The 19,260-nt window shown below is 74.2% G+C and carries 18 protein-coding genes and 1 pseudogene; 9 read left to right on the top strand and 10 right to left on the bottom strand.

Annotated features, from left to right (window positions below; all coding sequences use genetic code 11):
* Positions 1–280: 280 nt before the first annotated feature.
* Both ACIQOW_RS28140 and tgmA read right to left on the bottom strand, forming a co-directional pair.
* Positions 281–535: a hypothetical protein gene (locus ACIQOW_RS28140; protein ID WP_401089519.1), complete on the bottom strand. Its 255-nt coding sequence runs from the start codon at positions 533–535 to the stop codon at positions 281–283.
* A gap of 3 nt (positions 536–538) precedes the next feature.
* A complete protein-coding gene (tgmA, locus tag ACIQOW_RS28145; RefSeq protein WP_401089521.1) occupies positions 539–814 on the bottom strand; it encodes a putative ATP-grasp-modified RiPP in 276 nt (91 codons plus the stop codon).
* Between the two features lie 379 nt (positions 815–1,193).
* On the opposite strand from tgmA, the gene ACIQOW_RS28150 reads away from it, so the two are divergent.
* The gene (locus tag ACIQOW_RS28150) at positions 1,194–1,358 is read left to right on the top strand and encodes a hypothetical protein (RefSeq protein ID WP_401089523.1); all 165 of its coding nucleotides are present in this window, start codon (positions 1,194–1,196) and stop codon (positions 1,356–1,358) included.
* Positions 1,359–1,413: 55 nt separating this feature from the next.
* Here the strand turns inward: ACIQOW_RS28150 and ACIQOW_RS28155 are convergent, their stop codons facing one another.
* The 5 genes from ACIQOW_RS28155 to ACIQOW_RS28175 form a co-directional block, all read right to left on the bottom strand.
* Positions 1,414–2,607, bottom strand: a complete 1,194-nt coding sequence (locus ACIQOW_RS28155) for a Cmx/CmrA family chloramphenicol efflux MFS transporter (protein ID WP_401089525.1) — start codon at positions 2,605–2,607, stop codon at positions 1,414–1,416.
* A 100-nt stretch (positions 2,608–2,707) separates the two neighbouring features.
* Positions 2,708–3,289 (bottom strand): TetR/AcrR family transcriptional regulator, encoded by a 582-nt coding sequence (locus ACIQOW_RS28160; protein WP_401089527.1) that lies wholly within the window; start codon positions 3,287–3,289, stop codon positions 2,708–2,710.
* A gap of 162 nt (positions 3,290–3,451) precedes the next feature.
* Complete coding sequence (locus ACIQOW_RS28165) at positions 3,452–4,174, bottom strand: hypothetical protein (protein WP_401089529.1); 723 nt, start codon at positions 4,172–4,174, stop codon at positions 3,452–3,454.
* A 153-nt stretch (positions 4,175–4,327) separates the two neighbouring features.
* The gene (locus ACIQOW_RS28170; protein WP_401089531.1) at positions 4,328–5,752 is read right to left on the bottom strand and encodes a uracil-xanthine permease family protein; all 1,425 of its coding nucleotides are present in this window, start codon (positions 5,750–5,752) and stop codon (positions 4,328–4,330) included.
* 73 nt (positions 5,753–5,825) lie between these two features.
* Positions 5,826–6,467: a helix-turn-helix domain-containing protein gene (locus ACIQOW_RS28175; protein ID WP_401089533.1), complete on the bottom strand. Its 642-nt coding sequence runs from the start codon at positions 6,465–6,467 to the stop codon at positions 5,826–5,828.
* Between the two features lie 74 nt (positions 6,468–6,541).
* On the opposite strand from ACIQOW_RS28175, the pseudogene ACIQOW_RS28180 reads away from it, so the two are divergent.
* From ACIQOW_RS28180 to ACIQOW_RS28195, 4 genes and pseudogenes are all read left to right on the top strand, one after another.
* Positions 6,542–6,748 (top strand): annotated as a pseudogene (locus ACIQOW_RS28180) (hypothetical protein); the annotation flags it as partial.
* Between the two features lie 117 nt (positions 6,749–6,865).
* On the top strand, positions 6,866–9,910 hold the full coding sequence (locus tag ACIQOW_RS28185) for a BTAD domain-containing putative transcriptional regulator (RefSeq protein ID WP_401089535.1): 3,045 nt from the start codon (positions 6,866–6,868) through the stop codon (positions 9,908–9,910).
* Positions 9,911–10,073: 163 nt separating this feature from the next.
* Complete coding sequence (locus tag ACIQOW_RS28190; RefSeq protein ID WP_401089537.1) at positions 10,074–10,583, top strand: hypothetical protein; 510 nt, start codon at positions 10,074–10,076, stop codon at positions 10,581–10,583.
* A complete protein-coding gene (locus ACIQOW_RS28195; protein ID WP_188297203.1) occupies positions 10,580–10,882 on the top strand; it encodes a hypothetical protein in 303 nt (100 codons plus the stop codon). The genes ACIQOW_RS28190 and ACIQOW_RS28195 overlap by 4 nt, the downstream gene beginning before the upstream one ends.
* Before the next feature lie 66 nt (positions 10,883–10,948).
* Here ACIQOW_RS28195 and ACIQOW_RS28200 read toward each other — a convergent pair whose 3' ends face one another.
* The gene (locus tag ACIQOW_RS28200) at positions 10,949–11,590 is read right to left on the bottom strand and encodes a CatB-related O-acetyltransferase (protein WP_401089712.1); all 642 of its coding nucleotides are present in this window, start codon (positions 11,588–11,590) and stop codon (positions 10,949–10,951) included.
* 244 nt (positions 11,591–11,834) lie between these two features.
* Between ACIQOW_RS28200 and ACIQOW_RS28205 the strand changes: the two genes are divergently transcribed.
* The 3 genes from ACIQOW_RS28205 to ACIQOW_RS28215 all read left to right on the top strand — a co-directional run bounded on the left by ACIQOW_RS28205 (position 11,835) and on the right by ACIQOW_RS28215 (position 13,917).
* Positions 11,835–12,725 carry a SigB/SigF/SigG family RNA polymerase sigma factor gene (locus ACIQOW_RS28205; RefSeq protein WP_401089539.1) on the top strand — a complete coding sequence of 297 codons (891 nt, stop codon included), beginning with the start codon at positions 11,835–11,837 and terminating at the stop codon, positions 12,723–12,725.
* 107 nt (positions 12,726–12,832) lie between these two features.
* A complete protein-coding gene (locus tag ACIQOW_RS28210; RefSeq protein WP_401089541.1) occupies positions 12,833–13,228 on the top strand; it encodes an STAS domain-containing protein in 396 nt (131 codons plus the stop codon).
* A 221-nt stretch (positions 13,229–13,449) separates the two neighbouring features.
* Positions 13,450–13,917 carry an ATP-binding protein gene (locus ACIQOW_RS28215; protein ID WP_401089543.1) on the top strand — a complete coding sequence of 156 codons (468 nt, stop codon included), beginning with the start codon at positions 13,450–13,452 and terminating at the stop codon, positions 13,915–13,917.
* A gap of 117 nt (positions 13,918–14,034) precedes the next feature.
* Here ACIQOW_RS28215 and ACIQOW_RS28220 read toward each other — a convergent pair whose 3' ends face one another.
* Positions 14,035–14,409, bottom strand: coding sequence for a PRC-barrel domain-containing protein (locus ACIQOW_RS28220; protein ID WP_401089545.1), 375 nt, complete (start codon positions 14,407–14,409; stop codon positions 14,035–14,037).
* Positions 14,410–14,548: 139 nt separating this feature from the next.
* Entirely contained in the window at positions 14,549–15,601 is a 1,053-nt protein-coding gene (locus ACIQOW_RS28225) for a YihY/virulence factor BrkB family protein (protein WP_401089547.1), read from the bottom strand.
* A gap of 455 nt (positions 15,602–16,056) precedes the next feature.
* Between ACIQOW_RS28225 and ACIQOW_RS28230 the strand changes: the two genes are divergently transcribed.
* Positions 16,057–19,176 (top strand): phosphocholine-specific phospholipase C, encoded by a 3,120-nt coding sequence (locus tag ACIQOW_RS28230; RefSeq protein WP_401089549.1) that lies wholly within the window; start codon positions 16,057–16,059, stop codon positions 19,174–19,176.
* The last annotated feature ends 84 nt before the right edge of the window (positions 19,177–19,260 follow it).

The following is a 19,260-nucleotide window of genomic DNA, read 5'->3' on the forward strand; positions in this document are numbered from 1 at the left end:
AATGGGGAGTTCCACAGCGGCTTGTAGACCGTCCCGCCGGGCTGCTCGGCACAGAAGGCACGCGCCTGCCCGGGGTCGGTGGTGACGAGCGTGTCGGGAACGGCGAAGCCGACTGTGAGCGCGGCGTCGAGCTGGGCGGGCTTGTGCTCGGCGGCCCGGATCCGCCAGGGGTGGTTCACGTAGTGGGCGCCGGGCAGCGCGGCGAGGACGCCCCCGAGGCCCCACTGGGCCTGGGCGCGGGCGAACTCGGCGTCCTGCCCGGTCATACCGGCCGGCGCGGTCAACCCGACGGGCGCCGATGCCAGACCGACCGGACCCGACCGAGGTCGAGAGCGCGGCTGGCGGTGGTGAGGATGCCGCGCCGCCCGCCCGCCGTGTAGCGGGCGGTCAGCGCGGCACCTCGGTGGAGGTCGGCGCCGGGGTCCACGCGTACGACCGGCACCTGCCGTTCGGCCAGGATCCGCAGCACCAGGTCGGCCGTCGGATCGTAGGCGCAGGTCAGCACCAGGACCGCCGGCTGCCGGTCATCCGCCACGGCTCAGTCCTGGTCGTTGCTGGTCATGGTGTCGACGTCGGTCGGCTGCGCCTGGCCGCCGCTCTGCCCGTCCCCGCCACCGCCGCCGGTGCTGGTCGGGCCGGTCTGGTCGGTGCTGGTCCCGTGCTTGCCCATCTCGACGGTGCGGCCCCGCTCGTCGTGGAAGACCGCGGCCTGGGTTTCCGGGTCGATGACGGGCGTCAGCGCCGGCCACGGCGGTGTGCCGGTGCAGGGGCGCATCCGGGTCGTGCCCCACGGGGCGGTGACGGTGTCCGGCATCCGGCCTCTCCCGCATCTGATAGGTGACGCTGGTGATATGAGTGGTGACCATCGGTCATCATGCCGGTCGGCGGGACCTGTTGGGGGCGTTTCGCCGGACTCTCCACCAGGCGCTGTCGGTGGTCGCCGGCATGTTGCCGGGCGTGACTCCTGGGAAGGGCGCGACCGCCTTTCCCGGTGACCGCGCCCTGGCCGCCGTCCTCACCCCGTCCGAGCGGCCCGCCGGCGTCCACCTGCGCACCGCAGCCTGGCCGGTTACCGCAACCCGCCCCGTGACCGGGTGAACCCGCAGGTCCGGACCGCACGTTACGGCGGCCCGGCCCTGCGGTCCCGGGGGTGCCCGCCGGGCGTTGTCAGTGGCCGCCGGTAGTTTCGGAACATGACTCCTGCGAAGAGCATGACCACCTTCCCGACCGGCGCCGGCCGGGCCGCCGCGGCCGGGCGGAGCGTCGAGGCCCCGACCCGGGGCTGCGTCGCCGCCGTCGAGGTGATGCCCCTGTGGGCGCGGCGGTCGCCGGCCGCGCGGGCCGCCGAGGAGCGCTGAGCGTGACGGCGGGCGCCCCTTCGACGGGGCGGGCGATCCGTCGGATCCCTTCGTTTCAGGTGGAGACGGGGATCCGGCGGCGCCCCGGCCCGTCGGCCGCGGCGCCCGCCCGGCGGACCAGCACCCAGGAGGCCAGGGCCGTGGCCAGTCCGGCCGCCGCGAGCAGGGCGGCGACCCGGGAGGGCGCGGTGAAGCCGAGACCGGCGTCGATGACCCCGCCGCCGACCCACGGGCCGATCGTGTTGCCGATGTTGAACGCGGAGGTGTTGGTCGTGGTGGCCAGCGTCGGCGCGTCCCCGGCCTCCCGCATCACCTGTGCCTGGAGCGCCGGGTTGATGGAGAAGGCGGCCACGCCGAAGGCCACGACCGCCGCCACGGTGGCGGCCTTGTGGTGGGCGGCGAGCGGGATGAGCAGGAGAACCACGCCCATCGCGGTGATGCCCGCGCAGAGGCCGGGCAGCAGGTGCCGGTCGGCGAAGCGGCCGCCGATGACGCTGCCCAGGAAGCAGCCGGCGCCGAACAGGGCCAGCAGCAGCGGCACCACGGCCTCGGCGAAGCCGGTGACTTCGGTGAACAGCGGCGACAGGTAGCTGAAGCAGCAGAAGACGGCGGCCTGGGTGAGCATGGAGGTGCTCAGGGCCACCCACACCCGGGGATTGCGGAAGGCGCCGAACTCGGCTCCGATGCCGGCGTGCGGCGCGGTGGGACGGCGCGGGACGAGCAGGGCCACGCCGAGCAGGCCCAGGACGGCCAGCGCGTCGACCGCCCAGAAGCTGACGCGCCATCCGGCGTGCTGGCTGAGGAAGGTCCCGGCCGGGACGCCGACCACGTTGGCCACGGTCAGTCCGGCGAACATGACGGCCAGGGCCCTGCCGCGGCGTTCGGGGCCGGCGAGGTCCACGGCGACCACGGAACCGATGCCGAAGAAGGCGCCCTGGGCGAGGGCGGCGACGACGCGTCCGGCCATGAGGACGCCGTAGCCGGGCGCCAGGGCGCAGACCGTCTGGCCGGCGATGAACAGGAGCAGCAGGCCGAGCAGCGAGGTCTTGCGGTTGCCCCGGAGCGTGGCCAGGGTGACGGACGGGCCGCCGACGACCACGCCCAGGGCGTAGCCGGAGATCAGCCAGCCCACGGCGGGGATCGACACCGACAGATCGCCTGCCAGGTCCGGCAGCAGCCCGGAGATCATGAACTCGGTCGTCCCGATGCAGAACACCGTCAGACCGAGGACGTAGACCGGGATGGGCATCATGACTCCTCGATGGACTTGAATTGGAATGTGCGTTACAGAATCTGGGCATGCGGAGGCACGGCCGCCGCGAGGCCCGGGCGGCCCCACGGCAACCGCCTCAGAGCATCGACAACGTGGTGTCGACGATGCCGGCGAGCGCGCGGCGGTCGGCCGTCTTGCCCAGTACCCGCAGGCCGTACATGGAGTTGAGGACGAACAGGGCCAGCGCCCGGGGGTCCTTGCCGGGATCGACCTCGCCGTCCCGCTGCGCCCTGGCGAGCGCGGTGCGCAGGGCCTCCTCCATGCGCTCGAAGATGCGGCGGACCCGTGCGGTGATCTCGGCGTCGAGGCCCGCCAGCTCGAGGGCGGCGTTGACCGCCAGGCAGCCCCGGGGGCCGGGGCCGTCCGTCCGGGACTCCTCCTCGACCACCGTCATCAGCAGGCTCCGGATCCGCTCCCGGATGTCGCCGGGCCCTTCGAGCAGTGCCTCCTGGCGGGCCGTCTGCGCCTCGCCGTACCGGGTGAGGGCCTCCTGGAAGAGGTGGTGCTTGCTGGAGAAGGCGTTGTACAGGCTTCCCCGGCCCAGGCCCGTGCTGTCCACGAGGTTCTGCGCCGAGGTCGCCGCGTAGCCCCTGCTCCAGAAGGCGTTCATCGCGGCGTCGAGGACGCGGTCGGGGTCGAATTCCTTCGGTCGTGCCATGGGGGGAGCATCGCAGATTTTGGAATGATGAGTCAAGAATAGTCGGGGCGCCCCGGCCGGCCAGCCTGGCCGGTTGTCGCCACCCGCCCGGGAACGCGTGAACCCGCGGGCCCGGACCGCACGTTCACGGCGGTCCGGGCCCGCGGGTTCATCCGGGAAGGCTCACGAGCCGGCGGTGGCCGCCTCCAGGGTCGTGGCCATCACCGGGCTGGTGAAGGTGTTCGTCGCGTCGCCCGTGGAGGGGTGGTAGGAGCCCCACTTGAGGTAGTTCCGGTCGCCGTCCCAGGTGGTGCCCTTGAACGTGCCCGAGCCGGTGGTGAACGTCTGCTTCACGCCGTCGAACCAGAAGTCGATGGTGCCGTCGGTGCGCCCCAGGCGGATCTTCAGCGCGTACGAGTGCCACGTGTTGTTGGTGGTCTGCGCGGTCCACAGCGAGTGCGACACGTGGGCGGTGTCCCACTCCTGGAGGCGCACGCGCCCGTTGAGGATGTCGATCTCGATCGGGTGGTTGGCCGTGTCGGTGCTCGGCGAGCACTTCAGCTGGAACACGTACCGGCTGTTGGTGTCCTGGATGTCCACCTTGGACGACCAGCCCAGGTAGAAGGTGTCGCCCTCCTTCAGGTCCGGGCTCAGCGTCTCGCAGCGCTCCTCGCCGGCGGCCTGGAAGGCCCGCCACACGTTGCCCTTGACCGCGTCCTTGACGACGCCGAAGTTGTTCGCCGCGCACTGGACCGCCTTGAACGAGGACGGGCCGGTGCTGGTGCTCGGGGTCCACAGGACCTGGCCGGCCGCGCTGCTGGGCGTCACCCCGGCGCAGGTGATCGCGAACGTGCCGAGGGCGACGGCCGCGGCGGCGGCCTTGCGGCGGTGGGTCAGAAGGGACATGCCTCTCCCGGGGGGATGAGTGGCCGATACGAGCGATCAGTGATTCGACCACTGCCGGGCCCGTCCGGCCACATGGAACGGCCGGCGGAAGATCCTTTTCGGACACTTCCGCCGGCCGCCCCGCGGGCCTGAACCCGGCCCCTACCTCGTCCGTTACGGCTTGCGCGGCTCCCCGGAGGCACCCTCGGCGCCTCCGGCACCCTCGGCGCCCTCGTCGTACGAGGACGTCCCCTCGTCCAGCAGCGGCTCCTGCGTCTTCAGGTGCGCCGGGGCCAGCGCCCGCAGCGCGTGGTAGCCGGTGATGACGACCAGCGTGCCCAGCGCGATGCCGCTGAGGCTGAAGGTGTCGGTGAACTTCAGCGTCACGTTGCCGATGCCGATGATGATGCCCGCCGCGGCCGGCACCAGGTTCAGCGGGTTGCGCAGGTCCACCCCGGACTTGGTCCAGATCTGCGCGCCGAGCAGGCCGATCATGCCGTACAGGATGACGGTGATGCCGCCGAGCACCCCGCCCGGGATCGCGGCCACGACCGCCCCGAACTTCGGGCACAGGCCGAACAGCAGCGCGAAGCAGGCCGCGGCCCAGTAGGCCGCCGTCGAGTAGACCCGGGTGGCGGCCATCACGCCGATGTTCTCCGAGTACGTGGTGTTCGGCGGGCCGCCGACCGCGGTGGAGAGCATCGAGCCGACGCCGTCCGCGGAGATCGCGGTGCCCAGCTTGTCGTCCAGGTTCGAGCCGGTCATCTCGCCGACCGCCTTGACGTGCCCGGCGTTCTCCGCGACCAGCGCGATCACCACGGGCAGCGCGACCAGGATCGCCGACCACTGGAACGACGGGCCGTGGAAGGTCGGCAGGCCGATCCAGTCCGCCTTGCCGACGCCCGACAGGTCCAGGCGCCAGTGGTCGGTCATGTGCCCGCCGCCGTCCACCGAGTGGATCTTCCCGAAGACCCGGTCGAACAGCCAGGAGATCCCGTAGCCGAACAGCAGCCCCAGGAAGATCGCCACCCGCGACCAGAAGCCGCGCAGGCACACCACGGCCAGACCGGTGAACAGCATCACCAGCAGCGCCGTCCACTGGTCCTGCGGCCAGTACGTCGAGGCGGTCACCGGGGCCAGGTTGAAGCCGATCAGCATGACCACCGCGCCGGTGACGATCGGCGGCATCGTGGCGTGGATGATGCGCGCCCCGAACTTCTGGACCGCCAGCCCCACCAGGAACAGCGCCGCGCCCACCACGAACACCGCGCCGGTCACCGTCGCGCTGCTGCCGCCCTGCGCCCGGATCACCGCCGCCACACCCACGAAGGACAGCGAGCAGCCCAGGTAGCTCGGCACCCGGCCCTTGGTGGCCAGCAGGAAGATCACGGTCGACACGCCGGACATCATGATCGCGAGGTTCGGGTCGAGCCCCATCAGCACGGGCGCCACGAAGCTCGCCCCGAACATCGCCACCACGTGCTGGGCGCCGAGCCCTGCCGTACGGGGCCAGGAGAGCCGTTCGTCGGGACGGACCACCGCCCCCGGCGCGGGCGTGCGCCCGTCACCGTGCAGCTTCCAGCGCACGCCGAGATCCATGGTGAGGTTCGCTTTCTCTGTACTTCCGAAGAACTGTCCGCACCATTGTGGTGGCCGCTGCGGGTCTCGGCGGTCACCCGGCCCCCGTGTGAGCTGCGGATACGTGTGGTAGCGCCCCGGAAGCACCCGGGTCCGGCCCGCTCAGCCCTCGCGCCGGATCCACTCGCTGCCGCCCAGCGGGTAGTCGTAGCCCGGCCGCCCGACGCCCGGACTGGTCCGGAACGGCTTGCCGTTGGCCGGCCTCGGGCGCCGCGGTCGCGGCGGCACCGGCCGGCTGCTGGTCGGCGGCGCCGCCGCTCTTCCCGTCCCCGCCGAAGGGCTCCAGGCCGAGCGCCACCACCCCCAGCACGGCCGCCGTCGCGACGGCGGCCACCAGCACCGCGCGCCGGCCCCGCCACGGGACGGGCCCCGCGGGCGGCGTCACGCCGACGGTGACCGGCTCCTCCTCCGCACCGCCCGGTGTCACGTCCGGCACCCGTACCGGTACCGGTACGGGCCCGGGCGCGGCCGCCGCACCGCCCGCCTCCTGGGCCGGCCGGGCCCGGCGGGCGCCGTCCGCCAGGATCCAGCGCCGGTGCAGCTCGGTCATCTCCTGCGGCGTCGCCCGGCACACCCGCGCCAGGCGGTCCAGCGGGGCGAACTCGGCGGGCACCACCGTGCCGATGCAGTAGCGGTGCAGCGTCGAGGTGCTCAGGTGCAGGCGCTTGGCCAGCACCCCGTAACTGAGCCCCGAACGAGGACTCCAAGCCGCAGGCCGTCGTCACCCTCAAGCCGGGGGAGTCCGGCTACGCCTCGGTGAACCTGTCCGCCGCCGACGGCAGCGGCGCCCACGGCCACACCGAGACCACACTCGCCGTCTACTTCCAGGGCCCGTCCGGCAACGAGAGCGTCGGCACGGGAGGCAACCCCGGGCTGCCCTCGAAGGGTCTCTACATCGACGACTCGCTCAAGGTCACCTACTGGCAGCAGGACATGGACGACGCCGTCACCTGGTAGTTCCTCCGTCGTGTTCCCATGGGCGGCGGCGCCCCGGCCCCGCCGCCCGCGCGGACGCTCCGCGACCGGGGGATCGCCTGCCGTCATATGCTTGTCATATACATCTAAGGGGGGTGCGTGGAGTTCCGACTGCTGGGCACGGTGGCCGTGCTGGCCGCCGACGGCCGGGAGCTTCCGGCCGGATCGGCCAAACGCCGCAGCCTGCTGGCCATGCTGCTGCTCCACCCCGGAGCACCGGTCACCGTCGAGCGGCTCACCGAGACCCTCTGGGACACCGAACCGCCCCGCCACTCGCGCACCGTCATCCACAACCACGTCTCCGGACTGCGCGCCCTGCTCACCACCCACGGCGCCCCCGCCGCCGGCGTCGAACTCGTCACCGACAACGGCGCCTACCTGCTCCGGGCGCCCGAACTGGCCGTGGACACCGTCAGGTTCGACCACCTGGTGGCCCGCGCCCGCGCCCTGGACGACGCCCACCAGGCCGCCGCCGTCCTGAGCGAAGCACTCGCCCTGTGGCGCGGCCCCGCCCTCGCCGGCACCGCCGGACTGCCCCTGCGCTACGCCGCCCAGGCCCTGGAGGAACTGCGCCTGGCCGCCACCGAGGAACTGGCCCGCGCCCACGGCCGGCTCGGCGACCACGGCGCCGCCGCCACCCTCCTGCACACCGAGGCCACCGCCAACCCGCTGCGCGAACCCCTGATCGCCGGACTCATCCACGCGCTCGGCCGCGCCGGGCGCCGCTCGGAGGCCCTGGACTGGTTCCACCGCACCCGCCGGGCCCTGGCCGAGGAACTCGGCATCGACCCCGGCCCCGAACTCGCCGAGGCCTACGACCGCCTGCTGCACGCCGGGGCGTCGGCCCGCGCCGGGGCCCCGCCGCGCGCCGACGCCGACACGCAGCTGCGCAGCGACACCCCGGCGCGCACCGATGCGGCACGGCACCGGCCCGACCGGGTGCCGCCCGCCCGGCTGCCCGGCGACCAGGAGATGCCGGTCCGCCTGCCGTCGGACCGCGTGCCGTCGGACCGCGTGCCGTCGGACCGCGTCCCGCCCGCCCGGGTGCCGACCGTCGGCGGCCTGGCCTCCGTCCCCGACCGGCGGCCCGCCCCCGCCCCCGCGCCGGCCACCCCCGGGCAGCACGCCCCCTGGCCCTTCCCCCGCCGCCCACGCGGCTTCGCCGGCCGGGAGGACGAACTGACCGCGCTCGACCGGGCCACCACCGCCCCCGGCGCCGTCACCGTGCTCACCGGCGGCGCCGGCGTCGGCAAGACCACCGTCGCCCTGTACTGGGCCCACCGCCGCCGGCAGGACTTCCCCGACGGACGGCTCTTCGTCGACCTGTGCGGCCACAGCCCGCTGCCGGAACGCGACACCGCCGCCGTCCTGCGCGAACTGCTGCTCGCCCTCGGCCTGCCCGCCGAGCAGATGCCCGCCACCGCCGAGGCGATGGGCGCCCGCTACCGCGAACTGACCGCCACCCGCCGGATGCTGATCGTCCTGGACAACGCCCGCTGCTCCGAGCAGGTCCGCCCGCTGCTGCCGGACGGCGACGACTGCGTCACCCTGGTCACCAGCCGCGACCGGCTCGGCGGCCTGGTCGCCTCCGACGCCGCCCGCCCCGTCCCGCTCGCCGAACTGTCCGCCCCGCAGGCCGTCACCCTGCTCGCCGCCACCCTCGGCGCCGACCTGGTCGCCGCCGAACCCGAGGCCGCCACCCGCCTGGCCCGCCTGTGCGACGGGCTGCCGCTCGCCCTGCGGCTGGCCGCCGCCCGCCTCGCCACCGGCCCGGCCCGGGCGCTGGCCACCCTCGTCGACGAACTCGCCGACGAGCAGGACCGCCTGGACCTCCTCGACATCGAGGACACCAGCGTCGCCGCCACCCTCGCGCTGACCGTCCAGCACCTGACCGAGCCCGCCCGCCGGATGTTCCGCCGCCTCGGCGCCCACACCGGCGCCACCCTCGACAGCCGCACCGCCGCCGCCCTGGCCGGCTGCCGGCCCGAGGAGGCCGCCGAGGCCCTGGCCCAACTGGCCACCGCCCACCTGATCGTGGAGATCGGCCGGGACGCCTACACCCTGCACGACCTGGTCCGCCTCTACGCCCGCAGCCTGCCCGGCGACACCGACCGCGAGGTGCTGCCCCGGCTGCTCGACCACCTGCTGAACACCCTGCTGACCGCCTGCGGCACCGCCGAACCGGGCAGCGAACCGTGCTGCGCACTGCCGCCCGGCACCCGCCGCCCCGCCGACGTCCGCCCCTTCCCGGACCGGGCGAGCGCGCTCAGCTGGTACGCCGCCGAACGCGACACCCTGCGCGGCGCGGTCGAGGCGGCGGTCGCCGCCGGACTGCACGACCGCGCCTGGCGCCTGGTGCTGCTCCAGTGGCCGCTGATCGTCTGGCAGGTCAGGGACGGCTGGGCGCCGCTGCTCGAACACGGCCTGGCGGCCGCCGAGGCCGACCGCGACCCGGGCGCCCAGTCCCGCGCCCGCGCCCTGCTGGGCTGGGTCCTGCTGGAGGAGGGCCGCCCCGAACAGGCCCTGGTCCACCTGGAACGCGCCCCCGACCTCGCGGCCAGGGCCGGCGACATCAGCGCCCAGGCCGTCGCCCTGGTCAACCACGCCATCGCGCTGGCCCGCCACGGCGACCAGGGCGGCCGGGACCGGGTGAACGGGCTGCTGCTGAAGGCCCTGTCGCTGGCCGAACGGGCCGGGCGCGCCGACCTGGTCGGCCTCGCCCGGCTGCACCTGGCCGGCGAGTGCCTGGCCGCCGGCGCCGCCGAGGAGGCCGCCCGCCACGCCGCCCACGGCCTGGCCGTCGCCGAACCGCCCTTCCCGGTCACCCGCCGGGTGGTCCTCCAGACCCTCTACGGCCGGGCGCTGGCCGCCACCGGCCGCCCGGAGGAGGCCGCGCTCCACCTCGCCGCCGCCGTCCGCACCGCCCGCGCCCACGGGTACGGGGAAGGGGAGGCGGAGGCCGGCGCGGCCCTGCGCGCCCTGTCGGCCGGCAGCCCCGCCGTGGCCGCCGTCGCGCACACCGCCACGGCGGCGCCCGCCGAGGCCGCGGCGCCCGCCAGGGCCTCCGTGCCCGCCACGGCCGCCGCCGGTCCGGCGGACCGGGAACCGCCGGCGGCCCCCGCGGTGGCCGGAGCCGTCTGGTAGGCCGTCAGCCCGACCCGCGAGTCGGCTCGTTCCGTGCGTCGGCCCGCCCCGGGCGTCGGCCCGGCAGCACTGGCGGGCCGGCGTACAGGGAAGGATGGACACATCGGGGGGAGCCCGGGCAGCGGGCGAAGCCGGCACACCACCTGCCCGAGGGGGTTTCGCGATGACCACGCCGCCGGAGCCGAACCGTCCGCCGGACCGTCCGTCCGACCGTCAGTACGAGCTGCTGGAGCTGTACAAGCTCGCCGTGGAGATGGCCGACCGGGTCTCGGCCCGGCGCGGCACCGCCAACACCTTCTTCCTGTCCGTGCAGACCGCGCTGGTCACCCTGATCGGCTTCGGCATACCCAGGCTCTCCGAGTCCCCGTGGTGGGTGCCGACGGCCGTCGCACTGGCCGGCATCACCCTCTCCGGCGCCTGGTGGATGCAGCTGCGCAGCTACCGGGACCTCAACGGCGCCAAGTTCCAGGTCATCAACAGCCTGGAGGAGAAGCTGTCCGCGCGGATCTTCACCGACGAGTGGGACGTCCTGCGGAGCACCGAGGGGCCCGGCCGGCGCCACCGGCACTACACCGAACTCGGCACCACCGAACGGGCCGTACCGATGATCTTCGCGGTGGCTCATCTGATCCTCCTCGCGGGCACCCTCGCCGGCGGCACACTGGCCGTATGAGCCACCTCGATCCCATCGCCGAACTGATCCGCGACTGCCTGCCCTCGGAGGCCAGACCCCCGGCGGGCTCCGACGACCTGTTCCGCATCTACGCCGTGCTGCTCCAGGCCAAGGGCGAACAGGTCACCGACGAGGACGTCCACAACGCCTGGACGGCCTGGACCCAGACGACCGACGACACCCACCGGGCCCTGGTGGCCTTCCACGACCTCGACGCCCGCACCCGCGCCCTCGACGCCCCGTACACCCTCGCCATCCGCACTGCCGCCCGCAAGCTCCACCACCCCACGGTGGGTTAGGAGTTCGGGCCGCCGGGGGGTCGGGGCCACGCTGCCTCCGAGGGGTGCGGCGGGGCCGCCGCCGGGTCAGGCCCCGGGCGCGGCGGCGGCCAGGTCGTCGACGGTGCCGGACATGACGGTGCGCAGGTGGCGGGTGAGGTGTTCGGCGGGCCAGTCCCACCAGGCGAGGTCCAGCAGGCGGGCGACGTCGGCCCCGTCGTAGCGCGGCCGGATCACCTTGGCCGGGTTGCCGCCGGCGATCGCGTAGTCGGGGATGTCGGAGGTGACGACGGACCCGGCGGCGACGATCGCGCCGTGGCCGATGCGCACCCCGGGCATGACGGTGGTGCGGTAGCCGAGCCACACGTCGTTGCCGACCACGGTGTCGCCGCGCCCGGGCAGGCCGGTGAGCAGGTCGAAGTGCTCGGCCCAGGCGCCGCCCATGACGGGGAAGGGGAAGGTGGACGGCCCGTCCATCCGGTGGTTGGCGCCGTTCATCACGAACCGCACCCCCTCGGCGAAGGCGCAGAACTTCCCGATGACGAGCTTCTCCGGCCCGTAGTGGTACAGCACGTTGCGGGTCTCGAACGCCGTCGGGTCGTCGGGGTCGTCGTAGTACGAGTACTCGCCGACCTCGATCAGCGGCGAGGTGACCAGCGGCTTGAGGAGCACCACCCGCGGCTGCTCGGGGAAGGGGTGCAGCACGGTCGGGTCGGGTACGGCGGGGATCACGGAGGGGCACCGCTTTCGCGTGGGAGGTGGCGTCAGGGACGCGTGGGACACCGGAGGCGCCCGGGCGCGCCGCTCCATGATCCTCCGGTCGGCGCCGCCGGCCGGCGGGTTTCCCGTAGCCTGCCGGAACGCCCCGGACGGGTTTCACGGAACCTTCACCCCGGGCGGCCGCATCGATCGGCCGAGGCGGGGTAGTCGGGGCGTTCGACCGTGCCGACACGAGGAAAGGACTCCGATGGTCATGACCACTGGTGAACTGACCACTTCCGTTCCGCCGACGGACCCCTGCCGCACGGCCGCCTCCGCCACAGCCGACCTGCGCGGGCTCCTGCCACCGGAGCTCGACCCGGCCGAGGACCTGCGGGAGGTCGCGCCCGCCGACGCGCGCGAGCTGACCCGGGTGCTGCTGCGCCGGCTCGCGGCCCTGGAGGAGGGCACCCGGGAGTACTCGTACGTGCGGGCCACGCTGGTGGAGATGAACCTCTCGCTGGTCAGGTTCGCGATCCGCCGCTTCACCGCGCACCGGGAGCCGCAGGAGGACCTGTTGCAGGTCGGGGCGGTCGGGCTGATCAAGGCGATCGACCGGTTCGATCCCGATCTGGGCGTCGAGTTCACGACCTTCGCGCTGCCCACGGTGCTCGGCGAGGTCCGCCGGCACTTCCGTGACACCACCTGGGCCGTCCACGTGCCGCGCCGCCTCCAGGAGCTGCGGATCGTGCTGGCGAAGGCCCAGGAACGGCTGGCGCAGGAACTGGACCGGGCCCCCACGGTGGCCGAACTGGCCGCGGACCTCGGGCTCTCCCAGGAGGAGGTGGTGGAGGGGCTGACCGCCTCGAACGGGCACACCGCGGGCTCCCTGGACACCAGCAGCGAGGACGACGACCGCCCCGGCTGTCTGGGCGAGCGCCTCGGCGAGGAGGACCGGGACCTCTCCCTGGTGGAGGACCTGGTCGCGCTCAAGCCGCTGGTCGGCGCACTGCCGGAGCGGGACCGGCTGATCCTGTCGATGCGCTTCTGCGAGGACATGACGCAGTCGCAGATCGGCGAGCGCCTCGGGCTGTCCCAGATGCACGTCTCCCGGCTGCTCAGCCGCACCCTGCGGCGGCTGCGCGAGGGCCTGACCGAAGCCTGAGCCCGGGCGGGGTCGCGGACCGGGCGGGGCCCGGTCCGCGACCCGCCGCTTGGCCGAGGGACACCGCCTACGTAAGGTCGGAGGGCACGGACCTGGAGGGGACGACGATGATGCCATCCGACAACGACCAGCGGGACCCCGGACCGGCGGCCGCCCCGTACCGTGCGGAGCCGGCGGTACGGACCCGCACCGCGGCTTGCGGCGCGGTGGTGTGCGCGCTGGCGGGCGACCTCGACATCGAGACGCTCGCGCCCGCGGCCGACACGCTCACCGCCCTGGTCGCGCAGCGGCCCGGCGCGGTGGTGATCGACCTCGCCGGAGTGGGGTTCTGCGACTCCTCCGGCCTGAACCTCCTGCTCAGGACCCGCCTCGCGGCGGAGGCGGAGGGCGTGCCGCTGCACCTGGCGGCGGTGCCGCCCACCGTCATGCGGGTCCTCGAACTGACCGGCACCCAGGCGGTGTTCTCCATCCACGAGTCCGCCGAGTCGGCCCTGGCGGCCTGAGCCGTTCCCCCGCCCCGCCGGGTAGGGCCCACCGGGTTCCCGTCCGGTTCGTACCGGGTTCGTACCGGGTTCCCGTCCGGTTCCCGACCCGGTTCCCGACCGGTTCGTGCCGGGACGCGTGCCGCAGAGGCCGCGCACCCGGTGCCCGGACAGGCATAATCCCGGAAGCGCCGGGAAACCGACCATGCGAAACCGCCGTCGATCCGTAAGGGTGCCCTCACATGACGATGAGCCGGGGAACCCTGGACGGCGACGCACACCCGGCCGGGCCGCCGCTGCCGCCCGGCGGCCAGCGCCGGCGGCTGACCCTGGCCGGGTTCCCCAAGCCGGTCGCCCGGGCCAGGGGCTTCACCGCCGAGGCGGTGGGGGACTGGTACCTGCCCGACGTCCACGAGGGCGTCGGCGCGGATGTCGTGCTGCTGGTGGCGGAGCTGGTGGCCAACGCCATGCTGCACGGGGACGGCCCGCTGGAGCTGGTCCTGGACGCCACCGGGGAACGCCTGCGGGTGGAGGTCAGCGACCGCAGCCCGGCGATGCCCGCCCTGCGCCACCCGCACGACCCGGCCCTGCCCGGCGGCCACGGCCTGTTCATCGTGCAGCGCACCGCCGACCGCTGGGGCGCCGAGCCGCACGGCCAGGGCAAGACGATCTGGGCCGAGTTCGACGCCCGCCGCCTGACCCGCGGCTGACCCGCGCCTGACCCGCGCCCTCGCAGACCCCGTACTCCCGCAGGCCCGCGCCCCCGCAGGCCCCGCACGGCGGCCGGCCGCCGCCCCGAGCGGGACGGCGGCCGGCGGCCCGGGCAGTCAGAGGATGCGGCCGCTGTAGAACGGCCCGTAGTAGAGCGCGTACCGCTCCCGCTCCTGGAACCCGGACTCCGTCTCCAGCGCCCCGCCGTCCAGGTCGGGACCGTTCTTGATCTCCTCCTTGGTCCGGTCCACGTACACCGTCCGCTCCGCGATCTCGATGCGGATGACGGTGCCGGCCGGCAGCAGCACCCGCTTCCCGAAGATCCAGGGGCCGGTGTCCACGACCAGGTACCGCGTTCCCACCTCCTCGGACAGCTTGTCCACCTTGCCGACGGGGCCGTCCTGGGCCTCCACGTGGAACCCGATGAGGTCGGTACCGGCGCTGTGGCCGCTGGTGCTGCGGAACTCCCAGATGTCGGTGTTCCCACTCATGCGCTTCTCCCTTCCATGGGGCAGGTACGGGCCGGCGGGGCGCCGGGCCCGGCGCGGGCGCGCGACCACCGGCTGCCCCCGGCCGCCGCATCCATGCCCCGCGGGCCCCGCCGACCGGGTCCCCGCCGGGCCGACGCCGTCACCGGCCGCCGCCGCCGTCCTTCCCGCTCTCCTTGGTGTCCCCGCCGCCGTCGTCGCGGCCCCCGCCGTCGTCGCCGCCCTCGTCCGGGTCCTCGGGTGCCCCGGGGAAGGAGACGTCGACCCGCTGCTCGGGCCGGCGCTCCTCCTGCCGGGCGACCGAGGACAGCACCGCCTGGTCGGCGTCCGTCAGCGGAGGCTGCAGCAGGCTGCGCGGCCACAGCCGCCGGGTGAGCACCACGTTGGCCTCGGCCGCGTACACGGTGACCTGCGCGGCCAGGTAGAGCCAGGACAGCAGCCCGATCACGGTCGCGAAGAACCCGTAGACCTGGCTCGCGTGGCGCAGCTCGTGGGTGACCAGCAGCGAGCCGCCCGCCTGGAGGGCGGTGAACAGCGGCCCGGCGAGCGCGCAGCCCGGCCACAGCGCCCGCAGCGGGACCTCGCGCGGGGTGAGCACCCGGAAGCAGGCCAGGCACAGGGCGGTGTTCACCAGCGCGGAGACGACCAGGCCCCCGATCCTGGCGGCCGGCCCGCCCAGCGCGCTGCCGACCAGCGAGGCGGCGGCGGTGCCCAGCACCAGCCCGCCGGCCAGCACCGCGAACAGCAGCACGCTGCGCGCCAGCCGCGGCCAGTAGCCGGGCCGCTGCACCCCCGGCACGTTCCAGACCTCGGCCATGGCGTGCTGGAGGACCTGCGCGATGCCGAGCGCCCCGTACAGCAGCCCGAGCACACCGATCAGCAGGGCCAGGCCGCTCCCCTGGAGCGAGTGGACGTTCTGGCGCAGCTGGTCGCCGATGATCGGGAAGTCGGCGAGCGCGGAGTCCAGCACCGCGCGCTGCGCCCCGGCGTGGCCGTGCAGGACGAAGCCGAGGACGGTGCTGAGCAGGAGCAGCAGCGGGACCAGGGCGACGAAGCCGTAGTAGGTGATCAGGGCGGCCAGCAGCCCGCCCCGGTCGTCCCCGTACTTGCGCACGACGCCGATCACCAGGCCGGGGGCCCGGTGGCGCTGCTGGAAGCCGTCCACGGCCCGCAGGGCCCGTTCGATCGGATTCACACCGCGCGTCTGCCCGCGGGGCGCGGCCCGACACCCCCCGGTCCTGGGCGTCCGGGGGCGGGTCCTGTTCCGGGGAGGTCGGGCCTGCTGCCCGATGGGGCCGATCAGCCGGTTCCCCGGCGCGTTCTCGTCGGCGCTCAGGCAGAACTCGGTGACGGCCGTCCGGAACTCCTCGTGGCTGATCACTTTGTCGCGCCCGGCTCCTCGGGCCCGGGTGAAGCCGGCGCGAACGCCCTGGCCGGCGGTGCTCCTGACGGCGGGTCCGGCCCGCTTCCTTGATCCACTGACGTCAAGTTGTCTGTACAGCTCGGAGTCTCTTACCGGTCACCGACCCGTCATCGGACACCACGGCTGCGTCCACCTCGGTCTCGTACACATAACGGGTCCGGTCCGAACCGCGCGGCCGGCCCCCGAAAGCGAAGACCCGCGGTCCGTCAGCAAGGAGCCCCACCCCCATGAGTCCGAAGCCCGAACTGTCGCGCCGCAGTGTCCTCGGCGGCGCGGCGGCGGCCGCGGTGCTGTCCGCCCTCCCGCTCAGCGTCCAGCAGGCGCTCGCCGCCCCGGCCAGGCCCGGACGGCTGGCGGACATCCAGCACGTCGTGGTGTTCATGCAGGAGAACCGCGCCTTCGACCACTACTTCGGCACCCTGACGGGCGTGCGCGGCTTCGGCGACCGCACCGCCGTCCGCGGCGTCGACGGCCGCTCGGTGTTCCACCAGCCCGACCCCGGCCGCAAGGAGGGCTACCTGCTGCCCTTCGCGATGAACGCCGCCCACACCAACGCCTACCAGCAGGGCGCGCCCGCCTTCGGCTACGGCGACTCCATGAACGCCTGGAACGACGGCCGCGCCGACGGCTCCGTCACCCGCCGCTCCTCCGGCTGGCTCGGCCAGGGCTACTACGAGTCCGCCGACATGCCCTTCTACCACGCCCTCGCCTCGGTGTTCACGGTCTGCGACGCCTACCACGCCTCCGTGCAGTGCAACACCAACACCAACCGCGACCACCTGATGACCGGCACCAGCGGCGGCACCGTCAGGGACACCCCGGTGACCGACAACACCGAGATCCCCGGCGGCTACGAGTGGACCACCTACGCCGAGCGCCTGGAGAAGGCCGGCGTCAGCTGGAAGACCTACCAGGCCATCGACAACTTCGACGACAACGCCCTCGCCTGGTTCGCCCCCTTCGTCAAGGCCAAGCCCGGCGAGCCGCTGTACGAGCGCGGCATGCGCGCCGTCGGCGACCCGGCCAAGAAGAACGACCCCTTCGCCATGGGCGACGCCCTCGTCGACGCCTTCACCGCCGACGTCCAGGCCGACCGCCTCCCGCAGGTCTCCTGGATCGTCGCCCCCGCCGCGCTGTCCGAGCACGCCAACTACGCGCCGCCGAACGGCGAACACCTCACCTCCCGGCTGCTGTCCGCGCTCGCCGCCAAGCCCGAGGTGTTCCAGAAGACCGTCTTCATCCTCAACTACGACGAGCACGGCGGCTTCTTCGACCACCAGCTGCCGCCCGTCCCGCCGCTCGCCACCGGCCGCGGCAAGTCCAACGTCCCGGTCGACGGCGAGGTCGTCGTCCGCGTCGCCAAGGGCGGCTCCACCTACCACCGGGTCGTCGACCAGGACGGCAGGTACCGGGTCAAGGCCGCCGACGGCACCCTCGGCTGGTCCGACACCCTCCCCGCCGGCGAGACCCTCGTCTCCGGCCCCTACCCGATGGGCCTGGGCGTCCGGGTGCCGATGATCGTCGTCTCCCCGTGGACCCGCGGCGGCGTCGTCGACTCCACCGTCTACGACCACACCTCCGTGCTGCGCTTCCTGGAACAGCGCTTCGGCGTCCAGGAACCCAACATCAGCCCCTGGCGGCGCGCGGTCTGCGGCGACCTCACCGGCGTCTTCGACTTCTCCGGCCGCAACCCCGCCTGGCCCCAGCTGCCCGACACCAGCGGCAACCGCCAGAAGGTCGTCGACACCGGCAAGCTCCCCGCCCCCACCGTGCCCAGCCCGCAGACCTTCCCCCAGCAGCAGCGCGGCACCCGCTCCTCCCGCCCCGCCCCGTACAACCTGCTGGTCAAGCCCCGCCTCAAGGGCGACGAACTCACCCTCGACTTCGTCAACCAGGGCCGCCAGGGCGCCGTCTTCGCCGTCTACCCCGCCCCCGGCGAGGCCCCCAAGCACTACACCGTCGCCGCCAAGTCCCGCCTCTCGGACGTCTGGAAGGTCGGCCCCGCCGGCTACGACCTGCGCGTCCACGGCCCCGACGGCGCCCTGTGGCACCTGCGCGGCGACACCGCCTCCGCCTACGAGGTCTCGCTCTCCGAGGAGGGCAACGGCAAGGTGCTGGAAGTCGACGTCATCAACCGCTCCCGCACCGCCCAGACCTTCCTCGTCGGCGACCTCGCCTACGGCGACGGCCTGCGCGAGGTGCGCGTCGCGGCCGGCGACGACCGCACCGTCAACCTCAAGGTCGGCCCCGAGGGCTGGTACGACGTCGCCGTCACCGTCCAGGGCGACCTCGCCTTCCGCCGCCGCCTCGCCAACCGCTTCCCCTGGGACGACCGCACCGTCACCGACCCCGCCATCGGCCTCGCCGACCCGCTCACCGTCAACCTCGCCCTCGGCGCCGCCTCCACCACCATCGACGAACCCGTCCTGCTGCCCGGCCGGCCCGCCACCGTCACCGCCACCCTCACCGCCACCGCGGCCCTCACCCGCCTGGAGGCCCAGCCGCTGCTCCCGCCCGGCTGGACGGCCACCGCCGTCACCGCCCCGCCCGAGCGGCTCGCCGCCGGCGCCAGTGCCACCGCCGTCTGGCAGGTCACCCCGCCCGCCCAGCTGCCCGCCACCGCCACCCACCGCCTGCTGGTCACCGCCCGCGCCCTCGCCGACGGCCGCCACGCCCTCGCCGACGGCGAACTCGCCGCCCGCCCCGCCCCGGTGATGACCGGCCACCTCCTCGACGAGGACTTCGAATCCCTGGCCGGCGCCCTCAAGCCGGAGTCCGGCCTGCTCGGCTGGACCGCCCAGGCCCCCCAGGGCTGGACGGTCGTCAACGCCCCCGCCATGCCCCAGGGCACCGTCCGCCTCCAGGGCTGGACCTTCCACACCAAGCGCGAATGGGCCGCCCTCGGCGCCCAGGACCGCGGCAACTTCACCCGCGCCCTCGGCGTCGTCGCCGTCGCCGACCCCGACGACTGGGACGACACAGGATCGCCCTCCCGCAAGGGCGTCTTCGACTCCACCCTGGTCTCGCCCGCCGTCACCATCCCGGCCGGCACCGACACCCTCCACCTCGCCTTCGACTCCCACTACCGCCAGGAAGCCCCCCAGAAGGCCTCCGTCACCGCCGTCTTCGACAACGGCACCGAGACCCGCCTGCTCGCCTACAGCTCCGACACCACCGGCAACGACAACGCCGGCAAGGACGTCCAGAACACCCGGATCACCCGCAGCTTCCCCGTCCCGGCCGGAGCCCGCTCGGTGACCCTCAGGTTCCGCATGTACGACGCCGGCAACAACTGGTACTGGGCCGTCGACCACATCCGCCTCGACACCCGCCCCGTCACCGGCTGACCGCTCCCAGCCCCTCCCAGCCCCGCCCGGGCCCGTCCGAGTCCCCGCACCCGGACGGGCCCGGGCCGTTCGCGGCGTGCGGCG

It is taken from the genome of Kitasatospora sp. NPDC091335 (assembly GCF_044757205.1).
Taxonomy (GTDB): Bacteria; Actinomycetota; Actinomycetes; order Streptomycetales; family Streptomycetaceae; genus Kitasatospora.